Annotated in this window: 16 protein-coding genes; 8 read left to right on the forward strand and 8 right to left on the reverse strand. The window is 32.5% G+C overall.

The window, feature by feature from the left end:
- Nucleotides 1-1,907, forward strand: a 1,907-nt coding sequence (locus H6589_12820; GenBank protein ID MCB9175487.1) for a methylmalonyl-CoA mutase, incomplete at its 5' end; no start/stop codon positions are given.
- Nucleotides 1,908-2,253: 346 nt separating this feature from the next.
- On the opposite strand, the gene H6589_12825 is transcribed toward H6589_12820, so the two are convergent.
- The gene (locus H6589_12825; protein MCB9175488.1) at nt 2,254-2,916 is read right to left on the reverse strand and encodes a hypothetical protein; all 663 of its coding nucleotides are present in this window, start codon (nt 2,914-2,916) and stop codon (nt 2,254-2,256) included.
- 530 nt (nt 2,917-3,446) lie between these two features.
- On the opposite strand from H6589_12825, the gene H6589_12830 reads away from it, so the two are divergent.
- Both H6589_12830 and H6589_12835 read left to right on the forward strand, forming a co-directional pair.
- Nucleotides 3,447-3,980: a hypothetical protein gene (locus H6589_12830; GenBank protein ID MCB9175489.1), complete on the forward strand. Its 534-nt coding sequence runs from the start codon at nt 3,447-3,449 to the stop codon at nt 3,978-3,980.
- Nucleotides 3,981-4,000: 20 nt separating this feature from the next.
- Nucleotides 4,001-4,306: a hypothetical protein gene (locus H6589_12835; GenBank protein ID MCB9175490.1), complete on the forward strand. Its 306-nt coding sequence runs from the start codon at nt 4,001-4,003 to the stop codon at nt 4,304-4,306.
- Here the strand turns inward: H6589_12835 and H6589_12840 are convergent.
- On the reverse strand, nt 4,303-5,517 hold the full coding sequence (locus H6589_12840; GenBank protein ID MCB9175491.1) for an MFS transporter: 1,215 nt from the start codon (nt 5,515-5,517) through the stop codon (nt 4,303-4,305). The two genes, H6589_12835 and H6589_12840, sit on opposite strands and share 4 nt — an antisense overlap.
- A 389-nt stretch (nt 5,518-5,906) precedes the next feature.
- Here H6589_12840 and H6589_12845 point away from each other — a divergent pair, with 389 nt between their 5' ends.
- Nucleotides 5,907-6,767 (forward strand): hypothetical protein, encoded by an 861-nt coding sequence (locus H6589_12845; protein MCB9175492.1) that lies wholly within the window; start codon nt 5,907-5,909, stop codon nt 6,765-6,767.
- Between the two features lie 9 nt (nt 6,768-6,776).
- Nucleotides 6,777-7,154 (forward strand): hypothetical protein, encoded by a 378-nt coding sequence (locus tag H6589_12850; GenBank protein MCB9175493.1) that lies wholly within the window; start codon nt 6,777-6,779, stop codon nt 7,152-7,154.
- Between the two features lie 2 nt (nt 7,155-7,156).
- On the opposite strand, the gene H6589_12855 is transcribed toward H6589_12850, so the two are convergent.
- Together H6589_12855 and H6589_12860 are read right to left on the reverse strand one after the other, a co-directional pair.
- Nucleotides 7,157-7,657 carry a GNAT family N-acetyltransferase gene (locus H6589_12855; GenBank protein ID MCB9175494.1) on the reverse strand — a complete coding sequence of 167 codons (501 nt, stop codon included), beginning with the start codon at nt 7,655-7,657 and terminating at the stop codon, nt 7,157-7,159.
- 6 nt (nt 7,658-7,663) lie between these two features.
- Nucleotides 7,664-9,916 carry a T9SS type A sorting domain-containing protein gene (locus H6589_12860; protein MCB9175495.1) on the reverse strand — a complete coding sequence of 751 codons (2,253 nt, stop codon included), beginning with the start codon at nt 9,914-9,916 and terminating at the stop codon, nt 7,664-7,666.
- A 182-nt stretch (nt 9,917-10,098) separates the two neighbouring features.
- On the opposite strand from H6589_12860, the gene secDF reads away from it, so the two are divergent.
- The 3 genes from secDF (at nt 10,099) to H6589_12875 (ending at nt 15,350) form a co-directional block, all read left to right on the forward strand.
- Complete coding sequence (gene secDF / locus H6589_12865) at nt 10,099-13,098, forward strand: protein translocase subunit SecDF (protein MCB9175496.1); 3,000 nt, start codon at nt 10,099-10,101, stop codon at nt 13,096-13,098.
- A gap of 98 nt (nt 13,099-13,196) precedes the next feature.
- Nucleotides 13,197-14,126 (forward strand): UDP-3-O-(3-hydroxymyristoyl)glucosamine N-acyltransferase, encoded by a 930-nt coding sequence (locus H6589_12870; GenBank protein MCB9175497.1) that lies wholly within the window; start codon nt 13,197-13,199, stop codon nt 14,124-14,126.
- Nucleotides 14,127-15,350 carry a PP2C family protein-serine/threonine phosphatase gene (locus H6589_12875; GenBank protein ID MCB9175498.1) on the forward strand — a complete coding sequence of 408 codons (1,224 nt, stop codon included), beginning with the start codon at nt 14,127-14,129 and terminating at the stop codon, nt 15,348-15,350.
- On the opposite strand, the gene H6589_12880 is transcribed toward H6589_12875, so the two are convergent.
- The 4 genes from H6589_12880 to H6589_12895 form a co-directional block, all read right to left on the reverse strand.
- Nucleotides 15,327-16,673: an O-antigen ligase family protein gene (locus H6589_12880; GenBank protein MCB9175499.1), complete on the reverse strand. Its 1,347-nt coding sequence runs from the start codon at nt 16,671-16,673 to the stop codon at nt 15,327-15,329. The genes H6589_12875 and H6589_12880 overlap by 24 nt on opposite strands.
- Before the next feature lie 96 nt (nt 16,674-16,769).
- Complete coding sequence (locus H6589_12885) at nt 16,770-17,720, reverse strand: hypothetical protein (GenBank protein MCB9175500.1); 951 nt, start codon at nt 17,718-17,720, stop codon at nt 16,770-16,772.
- A 5-nt stretch (nt 17,721-17,725) separates the two neighbouring features.
- Nucleotides 17,726-18,727 (reverse strand): hypothetical protein, encoded by a 1,002-nt coding sequence (locus H6589_12890; GenBank protein MCB9175501.1) that lies wholly within the window; start codon nt 18,725-18,727, stop codon nt 17,726-17,728.
- Nucleotides 18,728-18,805: 78 nt separating this feature from the next.
- The gene (locus H6589_12895; GenBank protein ID MCB9175502.1) at nt 18,806-20,146 is read right to left on the reverse strand and encodes an oligosaccharide flippase family protein; all 1,341 of its coding nucleotides are present in this window, start codon (nt 20,144-20,146) and stop codon (nt 18,806-18,808) included.
- Nucleotides 20,147-20,271 lie beyond the last annotated feature (125 nt).

Raw genomic sequence — 20,271 nt, forward strand, 5'->3', positions numbered from 1 at the left:
TAAACCTCGACCCAAAAAACTGGTTAATTATTGAGAACTGGAGCACTAAAGTTGAAAAATACAAAAGCCCCGTTTACAAATTTAAAGTACGTGATAAGGAACTAAGCATTGAAACGCATTCAGAAAGTTTATCGCATTTACAAATACCCAAAGTGGCTTTACCAAAGTACAAAGGTTGGGGCGATGTGTTACGTTGGAGTTTACAAGAAAATGTTCCTGGCGAATTTCCTTATACTGCAGGTTTGTTTCCGTTTAAACGTGAAGGCGAAGACCCAACCCGTATGTTTGCTGGTGAAGGTGGTCCTGAACGAACCAATAAACGTTTCCACTATGTAAGTATTGGTATGCCTGCCAAACGACTTTCAACTGCTTTTGATTCGGTAACACTTTACGGTAACGACCCCGATTTACGACCAGACATTTACGGCAAAATTGGTAATGCTGGTGTTTCCATTTGTTGTTTAGACGATTTAAAAAAACTCTATTCGGGTTTTGATTTATCGCACCACATGACTTCGGTAAGCATGACCATAAACGGACCAGCACCAATGTTGTTGGCCTTTTTTATGAATGCTGCCATCGATCAAAATTGTGAGAAATACATCAAAGAACATGGCTTAGAAAAAGAAATTGAAGCTAAAATAGAAGCCATATACAAGACCAAAGGCGTTAAACGACCATCGTACCAAGGCGGATTGCCTGAGGGTAACAACGGTTTAGGTTTAATGTTGTTGGGAGTTACTGGCGACCAAGTGTTGCCTGCCGATGTGTACAACAAAATTAAAGCAGAAACACTTGCTATTGTTAGAGGAACTGTACAAGCCGATATTTTAAAAGAAGACCAAGCACAAAATACGTGTATATTTTCTACCGAATTTGCCTTACGTTTAATGGGCGATGTTCAAGAATACTTTATTGCCAAAAGCGTACGTAATTTTTACTCGGTTTCTATTTCGGGTTACCACATTGCTGAGGCAGGTGCCAACCCAATTACCCAATTGGCATTAACTTTAGCCAACGGTTTCACTTATGTAGAGTACTACTTAAGCCGAGGTATGGACATCAACGCCTTTGGACCAAACCTTTCGTTTTTCTTTAGCAACGGTATTGATCCTGAATATGCAGTTATTGGACGTGTTGCCAGAAGAATTTGGGCAAAAGCGATGGCAAAAAAATACGGTGCCGATGCTCGTTCGCAAATGTTAAAATACCACATACAAACCAGCGGACGTAGTTTACATGCCCAGGAAATTGATTTTAACGACATTAGAACAACCCTACAAGCTTTGTATGCGATTTACGACAACTGTAACTCACTACACACCAATGCTTACGACGAAGCCATTACCACACCTACAGAAGAAAGTGTTAGACGTGCCATGGCGATACAATTAATTATAAACCGTGAGTTAGGGTTGGCGAAGAACGAAAACCCTTTACAAGGCTCGTTTATAATTGAAGAACTAACCGACTTGGTAGAAGAAGCTGTACTTACCGAATTTGACCGTATTAACGAACGTGGTGGTGTATTAGGTGCCATGGAAACCATGTACCAACGTAGCAAAATACAAGAAGAAAGCTTGTATTACGAAACCTTAAAACACAACGGCGAGTTCCCTATTATTGGAGTAAATACCTTTTTGAGCAGCAAAGGCTCACCAACAGTTTTACCAAAAGAGGTAATACGTGCTACCGAAGAGGAAAAACAATACCAGATAAGCATGTTGAGTGAATTGCACAAAGGCAACGCCAACAAAGTTGCTGAAGAGCTGGAGAAAGTACAACAAGCTGCCATTAACAACAAAAACATTTTTGAGCACTTAATGGAAGCCAGCAAATATTGTAGTTTGGGGCAAATTACCAATGCCTTGTTTATGGTGGGCGGACAGTATAGAAGAAACATGTAGGAGCCTCCCCTAACCCCTCCGAAGGAGGGGGACTTCCAACACACAAGCCAATTCAATACTACTCTTTTCTCCTCTTGAGAGGAGAAAGATGTTGTTCGAAGCTGCAATTTGCAGCAAGAATACAACATCAGAGGTGTGTTTTTAGATATAAATGAAATAAAGGTTTTTATTTGTTATTATAATATTTACCACGAGTTAAAAACTCGCGGTGGCTTGGGGTAGCTTAGGGCAAATTACCAACGCCTTATTTATGGTTGGTGGACAGTATAGGAGGAATATGTAGCAACAAGCCGTTGCTGGCAATTATTTTTAAATTTCATCAAAAGAATTAGTGTTATTATATATACTATTTCTTCATTTTTTTTTCAAAAAATTGGTCAAAAACACTCTCGTAATTTTCACTCTGACTAGTCAAAATCGTGTCTTTGGTAGTATTCAATTTATTCGAATTAAGAAGAGCTTTATATAATTTATCATGTTTAGTTTTACTAATACTATGAATGTACCAATCAATGTCCTTACAACCTTTATTTTGGTATATGCACTGATAAGTATATGCTAAAGCAAATCTATAATTACCAACTTCAGTTTTTGATAATATTTCATCTGCCCTCTCGTACATTATTATTGCATTATCAAATTGCATGTTTTTTAAATAACGATCACCTTCTTTAATATTTTCATAATATTTCATAAGTAGTTTCCCTTCATTTACAGGTAATTCAGCTTCAATTACTGGCCAAAACTTATAGCAACAAAAAACAATAAAGGGACTTATAATAAATAGAATAATTAACGCCTTCAGTCTATCTATCAAGTTTTGCTTTCTTACCTTTTCTCTCACTGCTCGTAACTCTTCTTTGGTTGCTTGATGGAAGTTAATTTTCAACTTCTCAGAAGCCATAGTCAATTTAGCTTTAGCCTTAAAGTACGCTCTTCTATTACCTAGAATAGCCCTATTGTTTTTTATTGTAGCAATCATTGCTGCTACACTTCCTCCCCAACTCATTGAATATCAAATTTAATTATCATCGATTTAAAGTTAATTAATAAAATCATCATTGCGGAAAAATGAAGGAACGAAATTTTATCCGCAATCTTTAGATGTAGATTATTGAAATACCACAAAACTTGCTTTTTTTGTCATCTCGACCTTGTGGAGAGATCTTCTAATTTTAATATCTACAATCCTAAAAAAGATTTATCCCTCCGCTATCGCGAGTTTAGTAAAACGTAACTCGTGATTTACCCATAACAAAAACAGATTCCATATCAAGCACGAAATCACGGTACTGAAACGGAACAAAAGTAGAGACGGACGATTGTCCGTCTAAAATATTGTTTGAAAAAAGACGGATAATCATCCGTCTCTACGTGTTACTCGTTTGTGAGAACACAAACGTTGGTATAAAAATTAATTGTTTTTAATTTTCATCAATTTAAAGTTAAATAAAAAAAGCAACCTTATAATAGTTTCTTTACTAAATTGTAATCCTCATTTTCTATTTTTAGTTACATTTATTCTATAATTTCCGTGCAATGAAAAAATACCTTGTCATTTTCGCTATAATGATTTATAGAACAATAGCATTTTCGCAAGACAACTCTTCTGTTCGCTTTGTTTGGGACACTAACGACATAAGTACCTTTGATACACTTGGTTATGAAGGCGATGAAGTAATGTTACAAACCGAATTAATGCTTGTAGATGAGATTAATGGTGAAGATACCGTTTATGCACAAGTTAAAAACCTTGAAGAATATGTAATAACGATAACTGTTAAAGAAAAAAGAGTATCGTATATTAATAAACCCATACATCAGTTTACAGTATTTCACTTTAGGTACAATTACACGTACGAAATTGTATATAGCGTTAAAGGTTATTATTCTAAAAAAGTAATCTTAAACACACATAATAGTGGCACAAATTTGTTTGGGTATTTATTTCCATGTGAAGTTAGATTATACAAGCAAAATTCTAAGAATAAAAAATATAAGCAAAAACTTATCCCTTATATTTCATACGACGCAACATCAGACTTTTATCAATATACCTTAATTAAAAAATAAACGACTAAAATATCATTTCTATGAAATACCTTATCATCATTTTACTTGGATTACTATTAGCATCATGTGCTAATATGTTTAATGGGGCAGTATTGCCTAATCAATGTAAAAAATGTCAAGTTATTAATAAAAGCACTGGTGAAGTACTCAACACTTTTGAAGGTTGTGGAGGCGATAATACCCGACTAGAAGAACAAGCTAAAGAAGCGGCTTACGATTTAAGTCGTAATGGTAGCCTCTGCGACTTAGAAGTTGTTTGTGAATCGTGGAAAAAAGAAAAAGAAGAGGAAGCCGAACAATCCATAAACAGACACCGTAAAAACTAAGCCTCCTCTTTTCTGATAATATTTCTTAACCAAACCAAAAACAATAACGAAACCAGCAGCATTGCTCCCATAATGTACCAAGTAAACTCATACCCAAAATGAGCAATGAGTTGCATACCAGTATTGTGTGCAAAAATATGTGCAATAGAAAAACTCATGGTAAACAATGCCATATAATCGCCCTGGTTGTTAAACTTTGCAGCTCTACCCATTGCAAACGAGTTTAAAAATGGGAAATTCAACATTTCTCCGTAAGACATCAATATCATCCCTACCGATAAAATCCCCACCCATCCAGTCATGTTTAATACAAAGAAACTTAACGAAAACAACATGGTACTTCCTGCCAATATTCGGTAACGCGAAAATCGTTCGTTTTCAAAAAAGCTCACCAAAGGCATTTCAAACACAAAAATTAAAATTCCGTTTAACGACATTAGCCATCCTATTTCTTTCTCACTCAAGTGATGCACATCGTTGTAATACAAAGGTATGGTTGAAAAATACTGTAAAAAAGTAAACCCAATGAGCAACAACGCTCCTAAAAAAACCAAATAAGCTTTATCCTTATATGGAGAACCTTTTACGCCAACTTCTTCTTCCTTTATCTTGTTAGCTGCATTACGCTCGCTCAATACATACACAAAAAGCAATCCTGCCAAAATACAAGTAATACCATCTATCCAAAACAAACCGTTGTAACCCATTCCAAAAATGATAAAACCACCAACGGCTGGTCCCATTGAAAAACCTAAGTTTATTGCCAAACGAATTAAAGTAACTGCTCTGGTACGATTTTCAGGTTTTGCGTATGCTGCTACAGCAACAAATAAAGCTGGACGAAAGGTATCTGCAACCAACATCAAAAAGAATATTGCGGCACAAATCCCCTCAAATGAAGTAATGTATTGCAGTCCAACAAACATAAAGCCCGACAGAAACAAACTCCAAAACATTACCTTATAAAAGCCAAATTTGTTGGAGAGCTTCCCTCCTAGCCATGCGCCACAAACCGAACCCAAACCAAAAGCAGTCATTACCCAACCAACATGACTCAAGGTAAACTTTAAGTTTTCGGTTAAGTACAACGACATAAACGGTATAACCATAGTACCCGCACGATTAATTAAAGTAATTAACGACAGCCACCAAACTTGTACCGACAAGCCTTTGAACGAGTTTTGATATGAATTAATCAGTTTTAAAACCATTGTAAAATAAAAAACCCAGCATTTGCTGGGTAATAAGGTATAATTTATGTTTTATAAAATTATAATAGATTACCCGAAGCTATTCCCATATAGCATCTTTTAGTCATATTACAATCTTGTGTTTTCATAAGTGGAAGCAAAGCTACGAATTAACCCCTTAAAAAATAATCTGTCGATAATAAAAATATTTTTTTTCACTACTTGGTGAATCACCACTTAGTGAAATTTTTATTTGTGTGCTAATTTAGCCCTACATTTATAACACAACTTGGAATTGAATTAACAAACACAATCAGTCATCCATCCTAATAATATTAACAAATACGAAAAAACTAAATAAATTAATTTACGTATTGATAAAATGGCACTAACTTTGGTTCGAAATTCAAATGAAACAACTACTACTTTTTTGCACCTTACTAACAATACTAGCTTGTAACAACGAGCCTAGTACTGAATTTTTTGATGCGAAAAATAATGTTTTAAAAGAAAAAAGTGCTACAACTGTTAATACCACAGAAGAAGACACCATAGTTTACGCCGAAAATGTTAGTCCAGATGGTAGTTGGGAGGTGCTTATCAATAGCGAAGAAGGTTTTTTTATTGGATACATCATAAACTATAAAGATGGCTCTAAAAGTATCTCTAAAAAAGTAAATCAAGAAATTGAAATTATAGGTGGAATGGATCATCCTGGTCCAAAATGGTTGGATGTAAAAACATATCAAATTCCAAATATTGGAGGTACTGCTAAAGGGCATTATGAATTACGAATTTATAAAGATGGTTCATGTAAGTACATTGAGCATACAGCAAACGAAGAAGAACTTATTGATACAGAAACAGCAATCAGCCAGTCTCCTCCTGAAGTAAACAAAGAACCTATTATAGAAAACACGTATAGTCAAAACGAAAATTTTATTGTTTTCCGTCAAGACATCAAAAGTTTCGGAGATAAAAATATTGGTTGTAGCGAAAGCGAAACAAGTTTATCCATGGTTATACAAAATGTGAAAGATTCATTTGAATTCAGAAACGAAGGATTAAGCGCTGTTAAAATGAACTATAGTTATTCTGGAGGCTTGAAAGACTTTACAGGAGAAAAACCATTTAAAGGTTTTATAAAAGGCAAATTACAAGACGATAACACCTGGAAAATTGAAATTGATGTTTGGATAGCAACATTCAGTTATGTAGAAAACGAAAAGGGAAAAAGACAGATTAAAACATCGGGTATTTTTAAACCTTAAGTGTTATTTATGAAAAATCTAGTTGTATTTTTATCTATCCTACTATTTACTTCTTGTAAAGTGGTTGAAAAACCTATAGAGCAACCTAGATTAAAAGACCCAAAATCACCATACACTTCATGTGTTTTAATCGAAAAAGAATTTGTAAACAAAGGCGGAAAAGTAACTGAATACAAAGAACTTTATCTACAATGTTCTATTCAAGATTATTTCATAAAAATTTGTGAAAGCAAGGTTACTTTAGAAGATTTGAAACCATACATAAATTCGGGAATAAAAGTTAAAATGGAAATTAAAGACGGCATGTGGGATCATTGTAACGACGACCCTGCTTATGCTCAAAGCAGAATGGGTACTTATATAATTATTACTGAAATTGTTAAGTAACCTTATTTTCTTCTAACAGCATAAATAAGTTCGTCGACATATTCTCCATTTTTAAAAATGGTTTTTTCGAACTTACCTTCTAACTTAAAACCCGCTTTTTCTAAAACACGTTGAGAACCAATATTGGTTCCAAAAGGTCGAGCAAAAATTCTATTGATATCAAGTTCATTAAAGCCCTTTATAGCAATTTGTTCAATTGCTTTGGTAACAATTCCTTTACCCCAATATGATTCAGCTAACCAGTAACCCAACTCTGCATTTTTTATATGAATATCGGATTGAGGATGCAAACCAATACCTCCAACAGCTTCACCATTAATATCAATTGCTAAAATTAAAGGAGCATTCATTCCTGTTACTTTTTCAATAAATGCTTCACCGTCAGCTTTGGTATAGGGGTGCGGAAATAAATTAGTTAGGTTTTTAGCAATGTTATAGTTGTTAGCGTGTTTTACTAAACTCGACAAATCCTCTTTACTCCATTTTCTTAAAGTAAAATCCATCTTACATTAATTTTTTACCAACTTAAACACTATACTACCGATTTCATTGGTAAATTTTATTAAATAAATTCCTTGAGGAATATTGTTGGTATTAATTTGAACCAATTGCTGATTAACTTGCTGACTTATAATGGCATTGCCTAACAAATCAAAAACATCAATTGAAGCGTTTTGAATAGAATTAGTTTCTAAATTGATAAAAACATGCTCTTTTGTTGGATTAGGATATATACTTATGTTAGTGATTTTTTCAATTTCATCAACAGAAATAATAGGTTGTTTTCCTTCAAAAAATGCTACTCCTCCAGCCTGATTTCCAATAATCATATCCTTAAACAAATCGTTATTGATATTTGATATAAAAATGGAAGAATTTGTTCCTTCATTAATTTTTAAGAAGTTGGTATCTAGCCTGCTAAAAGTCCCTGACAAATTCCCATCAATGTTCCCAAATTTAAAAATATTACCACTCGCTGAGCCAGCAAACATGGTATAAGAACCTGCAACATCAATTACACAAGGCACACTATTTCCTTTAAAAAAGGTAGGATGTAAGGTAGATACTCTACCCAACGAATCGGTTATTTTTGTAAAACTTGGAACAGTTAATGTTCCTGAGTTTTGATAATATGAAAAATAACCATTTTCCTTACCTATTACCATATCCAATTTACCATCTCGGTTTAAATCAATCAACTGAGGCGTAGCAAAATTCCCTACATCAATCGATTGATATTTTGGTTGTGACAACACAAAATTTGCAGTATTTCCAGCTCCAGCAGTATTTATAAAATAATGTAAGTTACCAAAATAATCACCTATAATCATGTCTTTATCACCATCATTGTCTAAATCACCAAATGTTGGATAAATTCCTAGTACAGGTTTATTTGATACTAAATCAAGATTCAACGTCGAAATCCCTGCTAAATCTTCTTCGATTAGTTTAAATGCTGGGCTTGTAGCAGTTCCAATATTTTTATAAACCGATAAGAACGATGTATAAAGTGACGGCAAAGATTTATCATATTTACCATAATTTCCAACTACCATATCAAGCAAACCATCACCATCATAATCAAAAAAAACAGGATGAGCTCCTTCTCCCAATTCAATCATATCTGCTTGCAAAAAATTGTTTTTTTGGAAAACAAAATCAGGCAGACTGTTAGTTCCATTATTTAAATACAACCAAAAACTCTTGGTATTTTCACAACCAGAGTAACAATTATTCGTTACCAACAAATCCCTTACATTATCATTATTTACATCCAAATAATAACCCGCAGGGAATATATCCATATCAACAGCTATGGTAGATGAATTATTTGATGGGAAATTTTGGTCTTCGAAGCTCATGTAAGAAGCTGTAAAATTAGGTGTGATATCAGCATTATAAAGCGCCGTTAAATTGTTAAAAGACACATCGCCAAGAATAAGTTCTTTTGAATTATTGTTGTCTAAATCAAGCGTTAACAATGTAGAACCACTATGTTTTTTTGCTGCATAACTTTCTTGTTCAAGCAAGTTGTTCATCAATGCTAATCGCTGTGGATTAGAAATATTAAAATTACACGTATCATTAAGTGTTACACTATTGTTTGATAAGTTTTCGGCAAAGAAGCCCCAACATTTATTCGATAATTCAAAAACTAAACTATCAGCTGTTCCAAATTTTTCTTTCGATAAATTTTTATGATACTCCACATAAGTACCCAAAATACTAAAGGTTAAAATATCCAAATCACCATCACCATCAATATCATCAATAGCAGGAATATCGGTTGAACTGATGTATAAATTAATTGGATTGTTAGTAGGGTCATCTGGTAAATAATCAGAATAAATCAAATTAGTAACCAACTGAAAACTCAACGATGTTGTTGAAGTATTTTTATAAACTGCTGCGCCGCCAGTTGAGTATGTAAAAATATCCATCTTACCATCAAAATTATAATCACGAAACAATACCCAATCGTGTAGTTTAGGCAAACTGTCTTTATATTGTGGCGCAAACGTGTAAGCTATTGTAGATGCTACTCCTTGATTGATAAATGTTGATATTTTATTACCAGCTCTATCGAATGTCAATAAATCATTTTTACCATCTAAATTCAAGTCTATTTCAGAAACCTGAACATGATTAAAACCTCCAACCCAAGGATGGGTGTATTGATTGTTAACTTGGTCGTAAACTTGAACACTAGTATTTCGTTCAAAATAATCTTGAGCCATTAAAGGATTTACGAATAATGACACTAAAAAAACGGTGCAAATAATTTTATGAAACATACTAGAAGCCCTTTATATTAGCCCAAAGATACTGAATTTATTGGCTTAGCAGTAATTATAAAAGTAATTATACTTTATATTGATAAATATCTTTTGAAATTCTATATTTGCAGGCTTATAAAATTAAGAAATAATATATATCAGATAAAATGCAAAACAAAGGATTATTAACCACATTTACAGTATTATTTGCTATTGCAGCATTGTATTCATTATCGTTAACATTTGTTGCAAATAGTGTTGAAAGCGACGCTAAAGAATACTCAAACGGAAATTCAGATTTAGAATTTGCTTATTTAGACTCGATGTCATCAGAGGAAGTGTATCCAGTAATTGGTTATACTTATGGTGAATTAAGAACTAAAATGCTAAATCTTGGTTTGGACTTAAAAGGTGGTATGAACGTTACCCTGGAGGTACAAATTGATGAAGTAGTAAAAGCTTTGGCTTCGTTTAGTAAAGATAACGCTTTTAATCAAGCTATTATTGATGCTAAAAAAGAGCAACAAGTTACACAAGCCGATTTTGTAACCTTATTCGGTCAAGAATATCAAAAGAAAAATCCAAACGGAAAATTATCTTCAGTATTCTATACTTTAGATAATAAAGAGAAGTTATCTCCTAATGCTACAAACGAAGAAGTTTTAGCTTTTATTAAAGAAGAAGCTGATGATGCTATTGATCGTTCTTTTAATGTATTAAGAACGAGAATTGGTTTATTTGGTGCAGCTCAACCAAACATTCAAAAATTAACTGGTTCCGACCGTATTTTGGTTGAATTACCAGGTGTAAAAAACAAAGAAAGAGTTCGTCAGTTGTTACAAGGTACGGCTAAATTAGAGTTTTGGTTAACTTACGAAAACCAAGAAATCTATCCAATGTTAGCTCAAGCTGATGAATTATTAGGTGCAGCAAACAAATTAACTTCTAAAACCGATTCAACTGTAACCGATTCAACTTTGGCTGCAAACACAGATACTACTTCTGCTGTTGTAGCAGATACTACAAAAGAAGAAACTGCTTCTTTATTAGATAAAATCGAATCAGGAGCCAAAACAAAAGACACCTCTGCAACAAATGCTGCTGCTGAACAATCTTTTGAAGAATATGCAAAAGAACACCCTTTGTTTGCAATTATGCGTCCTGCAATTTTCCAAGACGAAAAAGGACAATATTTTCCTGGACAAGGACCAGTTGTTGGTTATGTTGCAATTAAAGATACTGGTAAAGTAAATTCATTTTTAGCAAAACCTGAAGTTAAAGGCTTGTTTCCTCCAAGAATTAAATTTTTATGGACAGCAAAACCTTACGATGATGAAGGTAGATTTTTACAATTAATTGCTATTAAAGTTGACAACAGAGAAGGTAAAGCTGTATTAGAAGGCGATGTTATAGTTGACGCTTCTCAACAGTTTGACCAATTTAGTGGCGCTCCAAGAATTGATATGACCATGAATGGAGAAGGTGCTAACAAATGGAAAAGAATTACTGCTGATAACATTGGAAAATCAGTTGCCATTGCACTTGACGAGTTAGTTTATTCTTACCCAACAGTTCAAAGTGAAATTGCTGGTGGTCAATCAAACATCTCAGGTAACTTTGATATTGAAGAAGCAAAATTAATTGCAAACATCTTAAAAGCTGGTAAATTGCCTGCTCCTGCAAAAATCATTGAAGAGAATGTTGTTGGTCCAACTTTAGGTCAAGAGTCTATTAATAAAGGAATGTCATCTTTTATTATTGCATTGTTAGTTGTATTGGCATACATGGTATTCTATTACTCTAAAGCAGGTATCGCCTCTGTAATTGCTTTATTAGCAAACATGTTCTTTATTTTTGGAATATTGGCTTCAATGCCACAATTAATTGCTCTTACTTTACCTGGTATTGCTGGTATCATCCTAACCATTGGTATGTCGGTAGATGCTAACGTACTTATTTTCGAACGTATTAGAGAAGAAATTTCTGCTGGTAAAGGTATTCGTTTAGCTGTATCAGACGGTTATAAATTTGCTTACTCATCAATTATTGACTCGAATGTTACTACCTTATTAACAGGTTTTGTATTGTGGTTCTTTGGTACTGGTCCAGTTGAAGGATTTGCTAAAACCCTGGTAATTGGTATCGCAACTTCATTGTTTACAGCTATTTTTATTACTCGTTTAATTTTCGAGTCTCAATTAGATAAAAACAAAGTACTTAAATTTTCTACTAAGTTTACTGAAGGTGCTTTCAAAAACATCAACTTCGATTTTATCGCAAACCGTAAAAAATTCTATATTCTTTCAGGTATAATTGTAATTATTGGTATTGGTTCATTAGTAACAAGAGGTTTACAACAAGGTATCGATTTTAAAGGTGGTCGCTCATATGTTGTTCGTTTTGATGCTCCTGTTTCAACAGTTGATATCTCAAAAAGTTTAGAAAAATTATTTGCTACATCTCCAGAGACAAAAACTTATGGTGATGATAACCAGGTAAAAATTACTACTACCTATTTAATTGACAGTGAAGACGAAAATGCTGATGATATTGTTGAAGGTAAATTAAATGAAGGTTTAAGTGCTTTAAATACCAAATATGAGGTAATGAGTTCTCAAAAAGTAGGACCAACCATTGCAAACGATATTAAAACATCTTCGTTCTGGTCTATATTATTCTCATTATTTATCATTTTCTTATACATTGTATTTAGATTTAAGAAATGGCAATTTGGTTTAGGTGCTTTAGTAGCATTATTCCATGATGTTATTATTACCCTTGCTATTTTCTCTATTTTCTACGGTATTTTACCATTCTCATTAGAAATTGACCAAGCCTTTATTGCTGCAATTTTAACGGTGGTTGGTTACTCGATTAACGATACCGTGGTTGTATTTGATAGAATTAGAGAGTTTTTAGGAGCGTTTAAAAAACGTCCAGAAAACGAATTAATTAACGATGCATTAAACAGTACATTAAGTAGAACTGTAAATACTTCGTTAAGTACCATATTTGTATTATTAATGATCTTTATTTTTGGTGGTGAAGTAATTAGAGGATTTACTTTTGCATTATTAATTGGTATCGTTGTTGGTACTTACTCTTCGTTATTTATTGCTTCGCCAGTTATGTACGACATGGCAAAAAAATCAAAAGAAGATAAATAGCATTACAATTTGATTATAAAAAAGCCCTTACAAACAAATGTTGTAAGGGCTTTTTATTTTAAATAAAATATTACTTTTAGTAAAAAATTATCTGCTCAATGAAAATTCCACCTAAAACATTAGAAAGTGTTGCTAAGTTGCTGAACTGCGATTTTATTGGAAATCCAAACCACAGCATTACCGGCATTAATGAAATACATATGGTTGACTACGGCGACATCGTTTTTGTTGATCACCCAAAATATTACGACAAGGCTTTAAATTCGAAAGCTACAACGGTAATTATTAATCAGAAAGTAGCTTGTCCAGAAGGAAAAGGATTAATTTTTTCTGAAGACCCTTTTAGAGATTTTAATTTTTTAATTAATTTCTTTTCGCCATTTGAGTTTAATAAAAGCCTTGTTGCCGAATCAGTTGAAATTGGTAAAAATTGTCAAATTCATTCAACTGTAACGCTTGGTAACAATGTTAAAATTGGTGACAATTGTTTATTGTTTCCAAATGTAGTAATATATGACAATTGTGTGATTGGAAATAATGTCATTATTCAGGCTAATAGTGTTATTGGTGGTCATGCCTTCTACTACAAAAACAGAGGTAACCATAGGGAAAGACTTAACTCTGGAGGCAATGTTATTATCCATGATAATGTAGAAATTGGCGCTTGTACAACCATTGATAAAGGTGTAACAAGTGCAACAACAATTGGTGCACACACCAAAATTGACAACCATGTACAAGTTGGTCATGATACAATAATCGGGGAAATGTGCATTATTGCATCTCAGGTTGGTATTGCTGGATGCTCCGTTATTGGAAATAATGTTACTTTATGGGGTCAGGCTGGGATACCAAGCGACATAACTATTGGAGATAATGTTGTTGTTCAAGCACAATCAGGTATCACTAAGGATTTAGAGACTGGAAAATCATACTTTGGTAGTCCAGCAGAAGAAACCAGAAAAAAATTAAAGGAGTTAGCGTTTATGCGTCAATTACCTTCAATAATTGAAGAACTTAAAAAATAAATGGCAAAATCGTCAAGAAATATTAAAAAACGAATTGACATTGGTAAGTTAAAACTTAACAAACTTTTAGAAGTTACTAAAGGTATTAACAACAATTTACCTCAAGCCGATTTATTCAGCATTTATAAAGAGGTGCTGATTGATGAATTAAAGATTGGCAAACTGCTTTTGTATAGTTTTAATGGTAAAGAATGGCATGAAGAACTATGTATAGGAACTGCCTGTTCGATTATTAATGCTAAGAGAGATTTGTTACCTGTTACCGAAATTGTTAGCACCAATTCGCTTAATAACCCAAACTTAGATGATTTTGATGTCATTATCCCAGTATTTCATAAATCAAATCCTTTAGCCTATTTACTTATTGGCGATTTTGCTGATGAAAAAATAGAAGTAAGCCCTATTATTAAGCACCTTACTTTTATTCAAACTTTCACCAACATTATTATCGTTGCCATTGAAAACAAGCGGTTGTATAAACAAAGTTTAAATCAAATTGCAATTCAAAAAGAAATGGAACTCGCATCTGAAATGCAAACCATGCTTTTCCCTAATGAATTGCCGAACAACGATGAAATTGAGGTAAGTGCAAAATATCAACCTCATCATTTAGTGGGTGGCGATTATTACGATTTCATTCAACTCAACAGAGACGAAATTGCTTTTTGCATAGCTGATGTTTCTGGGAAAGGTGTTCCTGCTGCTTTAATTATGTCCAACTTTCAGGCAAGTTTTAGGGCATTAATTAAGCGCACCTCTTCATTAACCGAATTGGTTACAGAACTAAACGAAAATATTTTAGCTACTGCTAAACGAGAAAAATTTATAACTGCTTTTATTGGTCGTTATAACATTCAGACTCAAAACCTACAGTACATCAATGCGGGACATAATCCTCCCCTCCTACTTGTTGGACATAAATTTTTAGAGTTAGATGAAGGTTGTACCATAATTGGAATGTTTAAAAAGTTACCATCAGTAACTGAAAAAAACATGTATGTTCCTTCTGATTCTATTTTAATGTGTTACACAGATGGAATAAATGAGCAAATAGATAAAAACAAACAGGAGTTTGGGTTAAAGCCACTAAAACAAACCATGTTGTTGGAAAAAGAAAGCTCAGTTCAAACAATCATTAATGCCGTATTTTCAAGATTAGAGCTATTTAAAGGAGAGGAAGATTTTGCTGATGATATTGCCTTACTTGGTATTCGATTCAAGTAGTATTTTATCCTTATGATAAACATCTATAGCTACAATTAATGCTATAAAACCCCAGAACGGTACAGATGCTTTATCGGTATCTAAATAGTTATTTAAAAAGCCATGTACAACATAAGTAAATAACCCTAACAACGTACACAATACAACTGTTTTAATTTTTCCTTTGGGTAATTTGTGATAAAGCAATGACCCTCGATAGAAAACCATTCCAAAAAGAAAAAATACTGTTAACATTCCAATTAATCCAGTTTCAGCTAACGGACCAATATATTCACTATGTGCATTTCCATTATTCCCAACGTTGGTGCTTATAATGGTTTTATCTTTTGACGACTGAAATGGCGCATATTGAAACACATAGGTTCCTGGACCCCAGCCAAATATTGGTCGTTCTTGAAACATTCTAAATGCTGAATTCCATCTATTTAATCGTTCCTTATTTGAAGCGTCACTCGATACATTTGAAATAGACTGAACATGTTCACTTAGTTCAGCAGATGAATCCTGATTGTTACGTTCCAAACTTAACATTATTGACGTCCAATTTAAAGCTATTAATACAATAGCTGTTGCTCCTATATAAAATAAGTATTTGAACTTAACTTTATACTTGTAAATAAAATATAAAACCAATGCTGCTACAAGACTAACCCACGCTGCCCTTGTATAGGATAAAATTGTTCCCAACGTTACTATTCCCAAAACAACAAAAGAGGCAACCCTAAAATAAAATTTCTCTGATGAATCAATAAAAATAAAGGTAATAGGAAGAAACATTGCTAAAATTGCCCCATAAGAAGTATGGTCTTTATAAAAAGGTTCCATTACCCAATGTGCTGCTTTTTCATCAAAGTTATACGATGCCAACCGAATTGAAGCATAAGTAATTACTCCAGCAAAAGGTATTAAATAAGCCCAGTAAAAAATACGGTAATTGTTCACTTTTAAAAACAATTGCGTGCCTATAAAATAAAAACACACAATAAACCATAATCGAGAAACCAAAAACTTCAAAGAAACTATTGGCATTTCACTAGTAAAAATGGTTAAGAATATCCATCCCAAATAAATAAAAACAGCAATAGTAATAGGATGTTTTAATATCCGAGTATCAAAACCTTTATCGTAAATTAATTTTAGAAAAAACAAAATCATCACCCCAAACATCAAGGGTTCTGTAGGCAAATACATTCCTATACCACCTAATTCTAAATCTTCAAGATTTAAAGATAACGGAGTGGTAAAAACGATAAACCACATTAATTTTTCGACATTAAAAAATGCTAAAAACACGATAGCTAAAGCGGCGGGTAATAATGCCAAATAATAGAATTCTTTTATAATAAGAATACTATTTAAAGCAATGAAAAAAAAGCTTAAAATGTAAATGTAATATGGCTTAATTGCATTTAACAATTATTATTTTTTTATCTTATTTTGAAATAAAATAACCACAAAAGCAAAAAATACGGCTCCAAAAGTTGAAATAGCAACTATTAACCAACGAATTGGATATACTTTTTTATAGGAAACTACTGGTTTAGTTATAATGTTTGTGTAAGTCATAACTCTTCGGTAAGTTTTATCTGCTTTTATAAATTCACTTTCCCAGTATTTGTAAGCATCCAAAATATGATAAACCCTCTGTTCAAGATTAATAAAATCTCCACCTTTTTCCTCTATATTATTCATCAATTTTATTATCTCATCATAATTTGATGATGTTTTACTTGCTCCATCAAAAGTCCTTAAATAACCTCGCATTACTTCTTCAGATTGAACGCTATAATTGATAATGTGGTACTCTTTTCTGATTTTTTTTAATTCACTTGAGACAGAATCTAAATTAGATTTTATCCTATTAAATTGAGTTTCTACAGTAATCAAATCTTCTAAAGCTCTTTTTTTATGTTCAGCTCTGATAACTTTATTTACATTTTCAATAATACTGTTAACCATTTTATAAGCAATCTCCGGATCTGTATCTGTTACAACAATCTCTGCCGACTCATACTTAGTTTCACTAATTTTTACATTATCATCGTACTCTAACATTAAATAATAATCAGCTAACTTATCTTCGGGCTTAATATCATAATGTTCTGCTAGGTTAAACTCTTTAATAACGTTTTCTTTTATCGTTCTAGATTCAAACCACTGCATCATTTGTTCAATTGGGCTTTCTTCTGAATACTCACCTAAATTAGAAGGATAAACAATTGCCTGTGATTTAAACTTAGGCTTAATAAATGTTGCTGATGAAAATATTACCGATAAAACAGCTGCTACTAATCCAACTATAATCAGTATTTTTTTATTTTTTAATGCAATCTGGAAAAGATTACTATTCATGTTTGCTAAGTCTGACATAACAGCTATTTTAATAAGTTATAGTTTTGTTGAACAATTAATACCAGCAAGGTTAAAATTAATACAGAAAATACCGATACCAATACAATTAACCAACGAATAGGGTAAGTACTTTTCTCGGCAGGAAAGGCATTGTTAACGATAAACTTGTGTTGTAAAATGGTTTCAGCATCAACTTTAGCTTCTTCGTATTTTGTATGTAAAGATGTAAGTTGCTTTTTTTCAAATTCCAATTGATCTCGAATTGAAACATATGCTCCTCCATATTTTGATAATGTATGAAGCCTATTTTCTAATGCTGCTATAGCTGATGATTTCCCTTGTAAAACAGCAATAGCTAATTGTTCTGTTAATCGTTCAGCCTGAGATTCATAATCTATTACACCTAAAATTCTTAATGCAGTTAACGAATCTTCTAACGATTTTATAAACTCTTTTTGATTCAAGTATCGTTGCTCTACAATTTTAAATGCAGGAATGGCGATATCTTTTTGCATTCTATTTTTTACAGAATCCATAAAAACAGCAATATCATTGGCAATAAACGCTGCTGTATCAGCATCGTAATCTAAAACAGATATTTCAACAGCCAAATATTTAGTTAACTTAAAGGTAATATTGTCGTTAAACTTATCATACAGTTTTGTGTTCTTGTATTGTTCGTCCTCGTCAATACAATAATGTCTCATCAAATTGTATTTCTCGATAATACGGTGTTTAATTTCATCAGAATTTAAAATCTGTAAAAGTTGTTCTGCTTCTTCAACTTCTCCAAACTTTAATACATCATCTTTACCTGAAATATTTTCTGCAATGATGGCTTTTGATATCGAATTTGTAGTGGTAGGGTAAAGAATAACTGTAGATTTATATTTATCCTTAATAAATAGCGTAATAACTAACGACACTATGGCCGCTGTCATCCCTACTATTAACAATAATTTTCTATTATTGGAAATGAGGCTAACCAAGTTACCATTGTTTATGTTCTGGCTTTCTTTATTCACTTAACACGGTATTACACCTAATTTTTAAGACCTCCAAAAATACAATTTTTTATTGTCCATAAAGCAATCAGCAATGTTTTATCTGTTTTTGATTAATCCCATTAAATCTTTAACATTTACAATTCTTAAAAGAAACGTAATACTGCTAGATACAATTATTATGGTTATTAGTGAATATAACAATGTAATGTCGAATTTTTTTAATCCTAAAACAACCAAAACTATCATCAAAAACAAAAAACCAACTTTTAATACATATTTTAAATTAATCGTAAAACTGAACATTCTATTACAAATAACTATTTGAGCCAAAAGAATTACAAACTGTGTAATTAAACTCGCAATGGCCGAGCCTTCTGCCTTATATGTTGGAATTAGCCAAAAATTCAGCAATAGATTAAGAAACAAACCTACAACAGCAATGGTATTTAACTGTTTTAAACTTCCGTTCGATGTAAGTAATGTTCCATAAATGTATGTTCCTGAAATTGCCACAAAGCAGAACATCAAAATACTCAATACATTTGATGATGACTGATTGTAATGGCTGTATAATAAGCCAATGATGTCATCCCCATAAAACAAGCAGAAAATTGCTAAAATTGAAGCAGGAATAAAAAGCAAGGAAAACGACAACCTTAATAAATCATCTAATTTTTCTTTTTTATAAATCATTAAGGCAAACATGGGCAATAAAAGTCCGGCAAACAACACCCCTATTTGTGAAGAAGCGTCAAGCAATCGATACGCCTGAGCATAAATAGCTGCTTGTTGCTCACCATCTACTAACATCAAGTCTAGCATAATAGCGTCTAACCTGTAATAAAAAGTCATGGTTAATACTAAAAAAGCATATGGTATTGTTTGTTTGAGTGTTACCAATAAAAAAGGAATGTTTAATTGAAACTTAAACAACTTTGTTTTTACAATAATGATGGTGAATACAATAGAAGCAGTTATTAAATATGCAAGAGTTTGAGCATATATAAAATGAAATACAGAGAATGGAGCATCAATTACATTTCCCCACAATAAAATACCACAGAAGCCAATCATCAACACCTTATCTAATACCGAAAGTACACTATCCATAGCAAACAAATGAAGTCCTGATATATTTGATCGCATAAACAATATAAGAGATATAAAAAATTGATTAATGGACAAAAACAATAACATCATAAACCTATCAGAATCATATCCAACAAAATACCCCACAACAAAAGTTACCACAAAATAAACTACCGACAACAAAAACTTAAACGTAAGTAGCCCCGAAAAATATTTGGAAAGAATGTGGTTGTTTTGAGCAATATTTTTGTTGTTGTAGTTGGTTAAACCTAAATCTAACAAAATGCTAAACAACATCGAGAAGTTAAATAAAGCAAAATACACTCCGTAATCTTCTGATGGAACCATGTTTTGAACAGTACGGTCTATACCGAAAATCCAAAATGGCTTAATTAAAAAATTAAGCAACAGAAGTAAAGCAAGATTGACGATGAATTTGCGTTGCACGTAAATTGATTTTCAACAAAAATAAC

The organism is Flavobacteriales bacterium (genome assembly GCA_020635795.1).
In the GTDB taxonomy this organism is placed as follows: domain Bacteria; phylum Bacteroidota; class Bacteroidia; order Flavobacteriales_E; family Vicingaceae; genus Vicingus.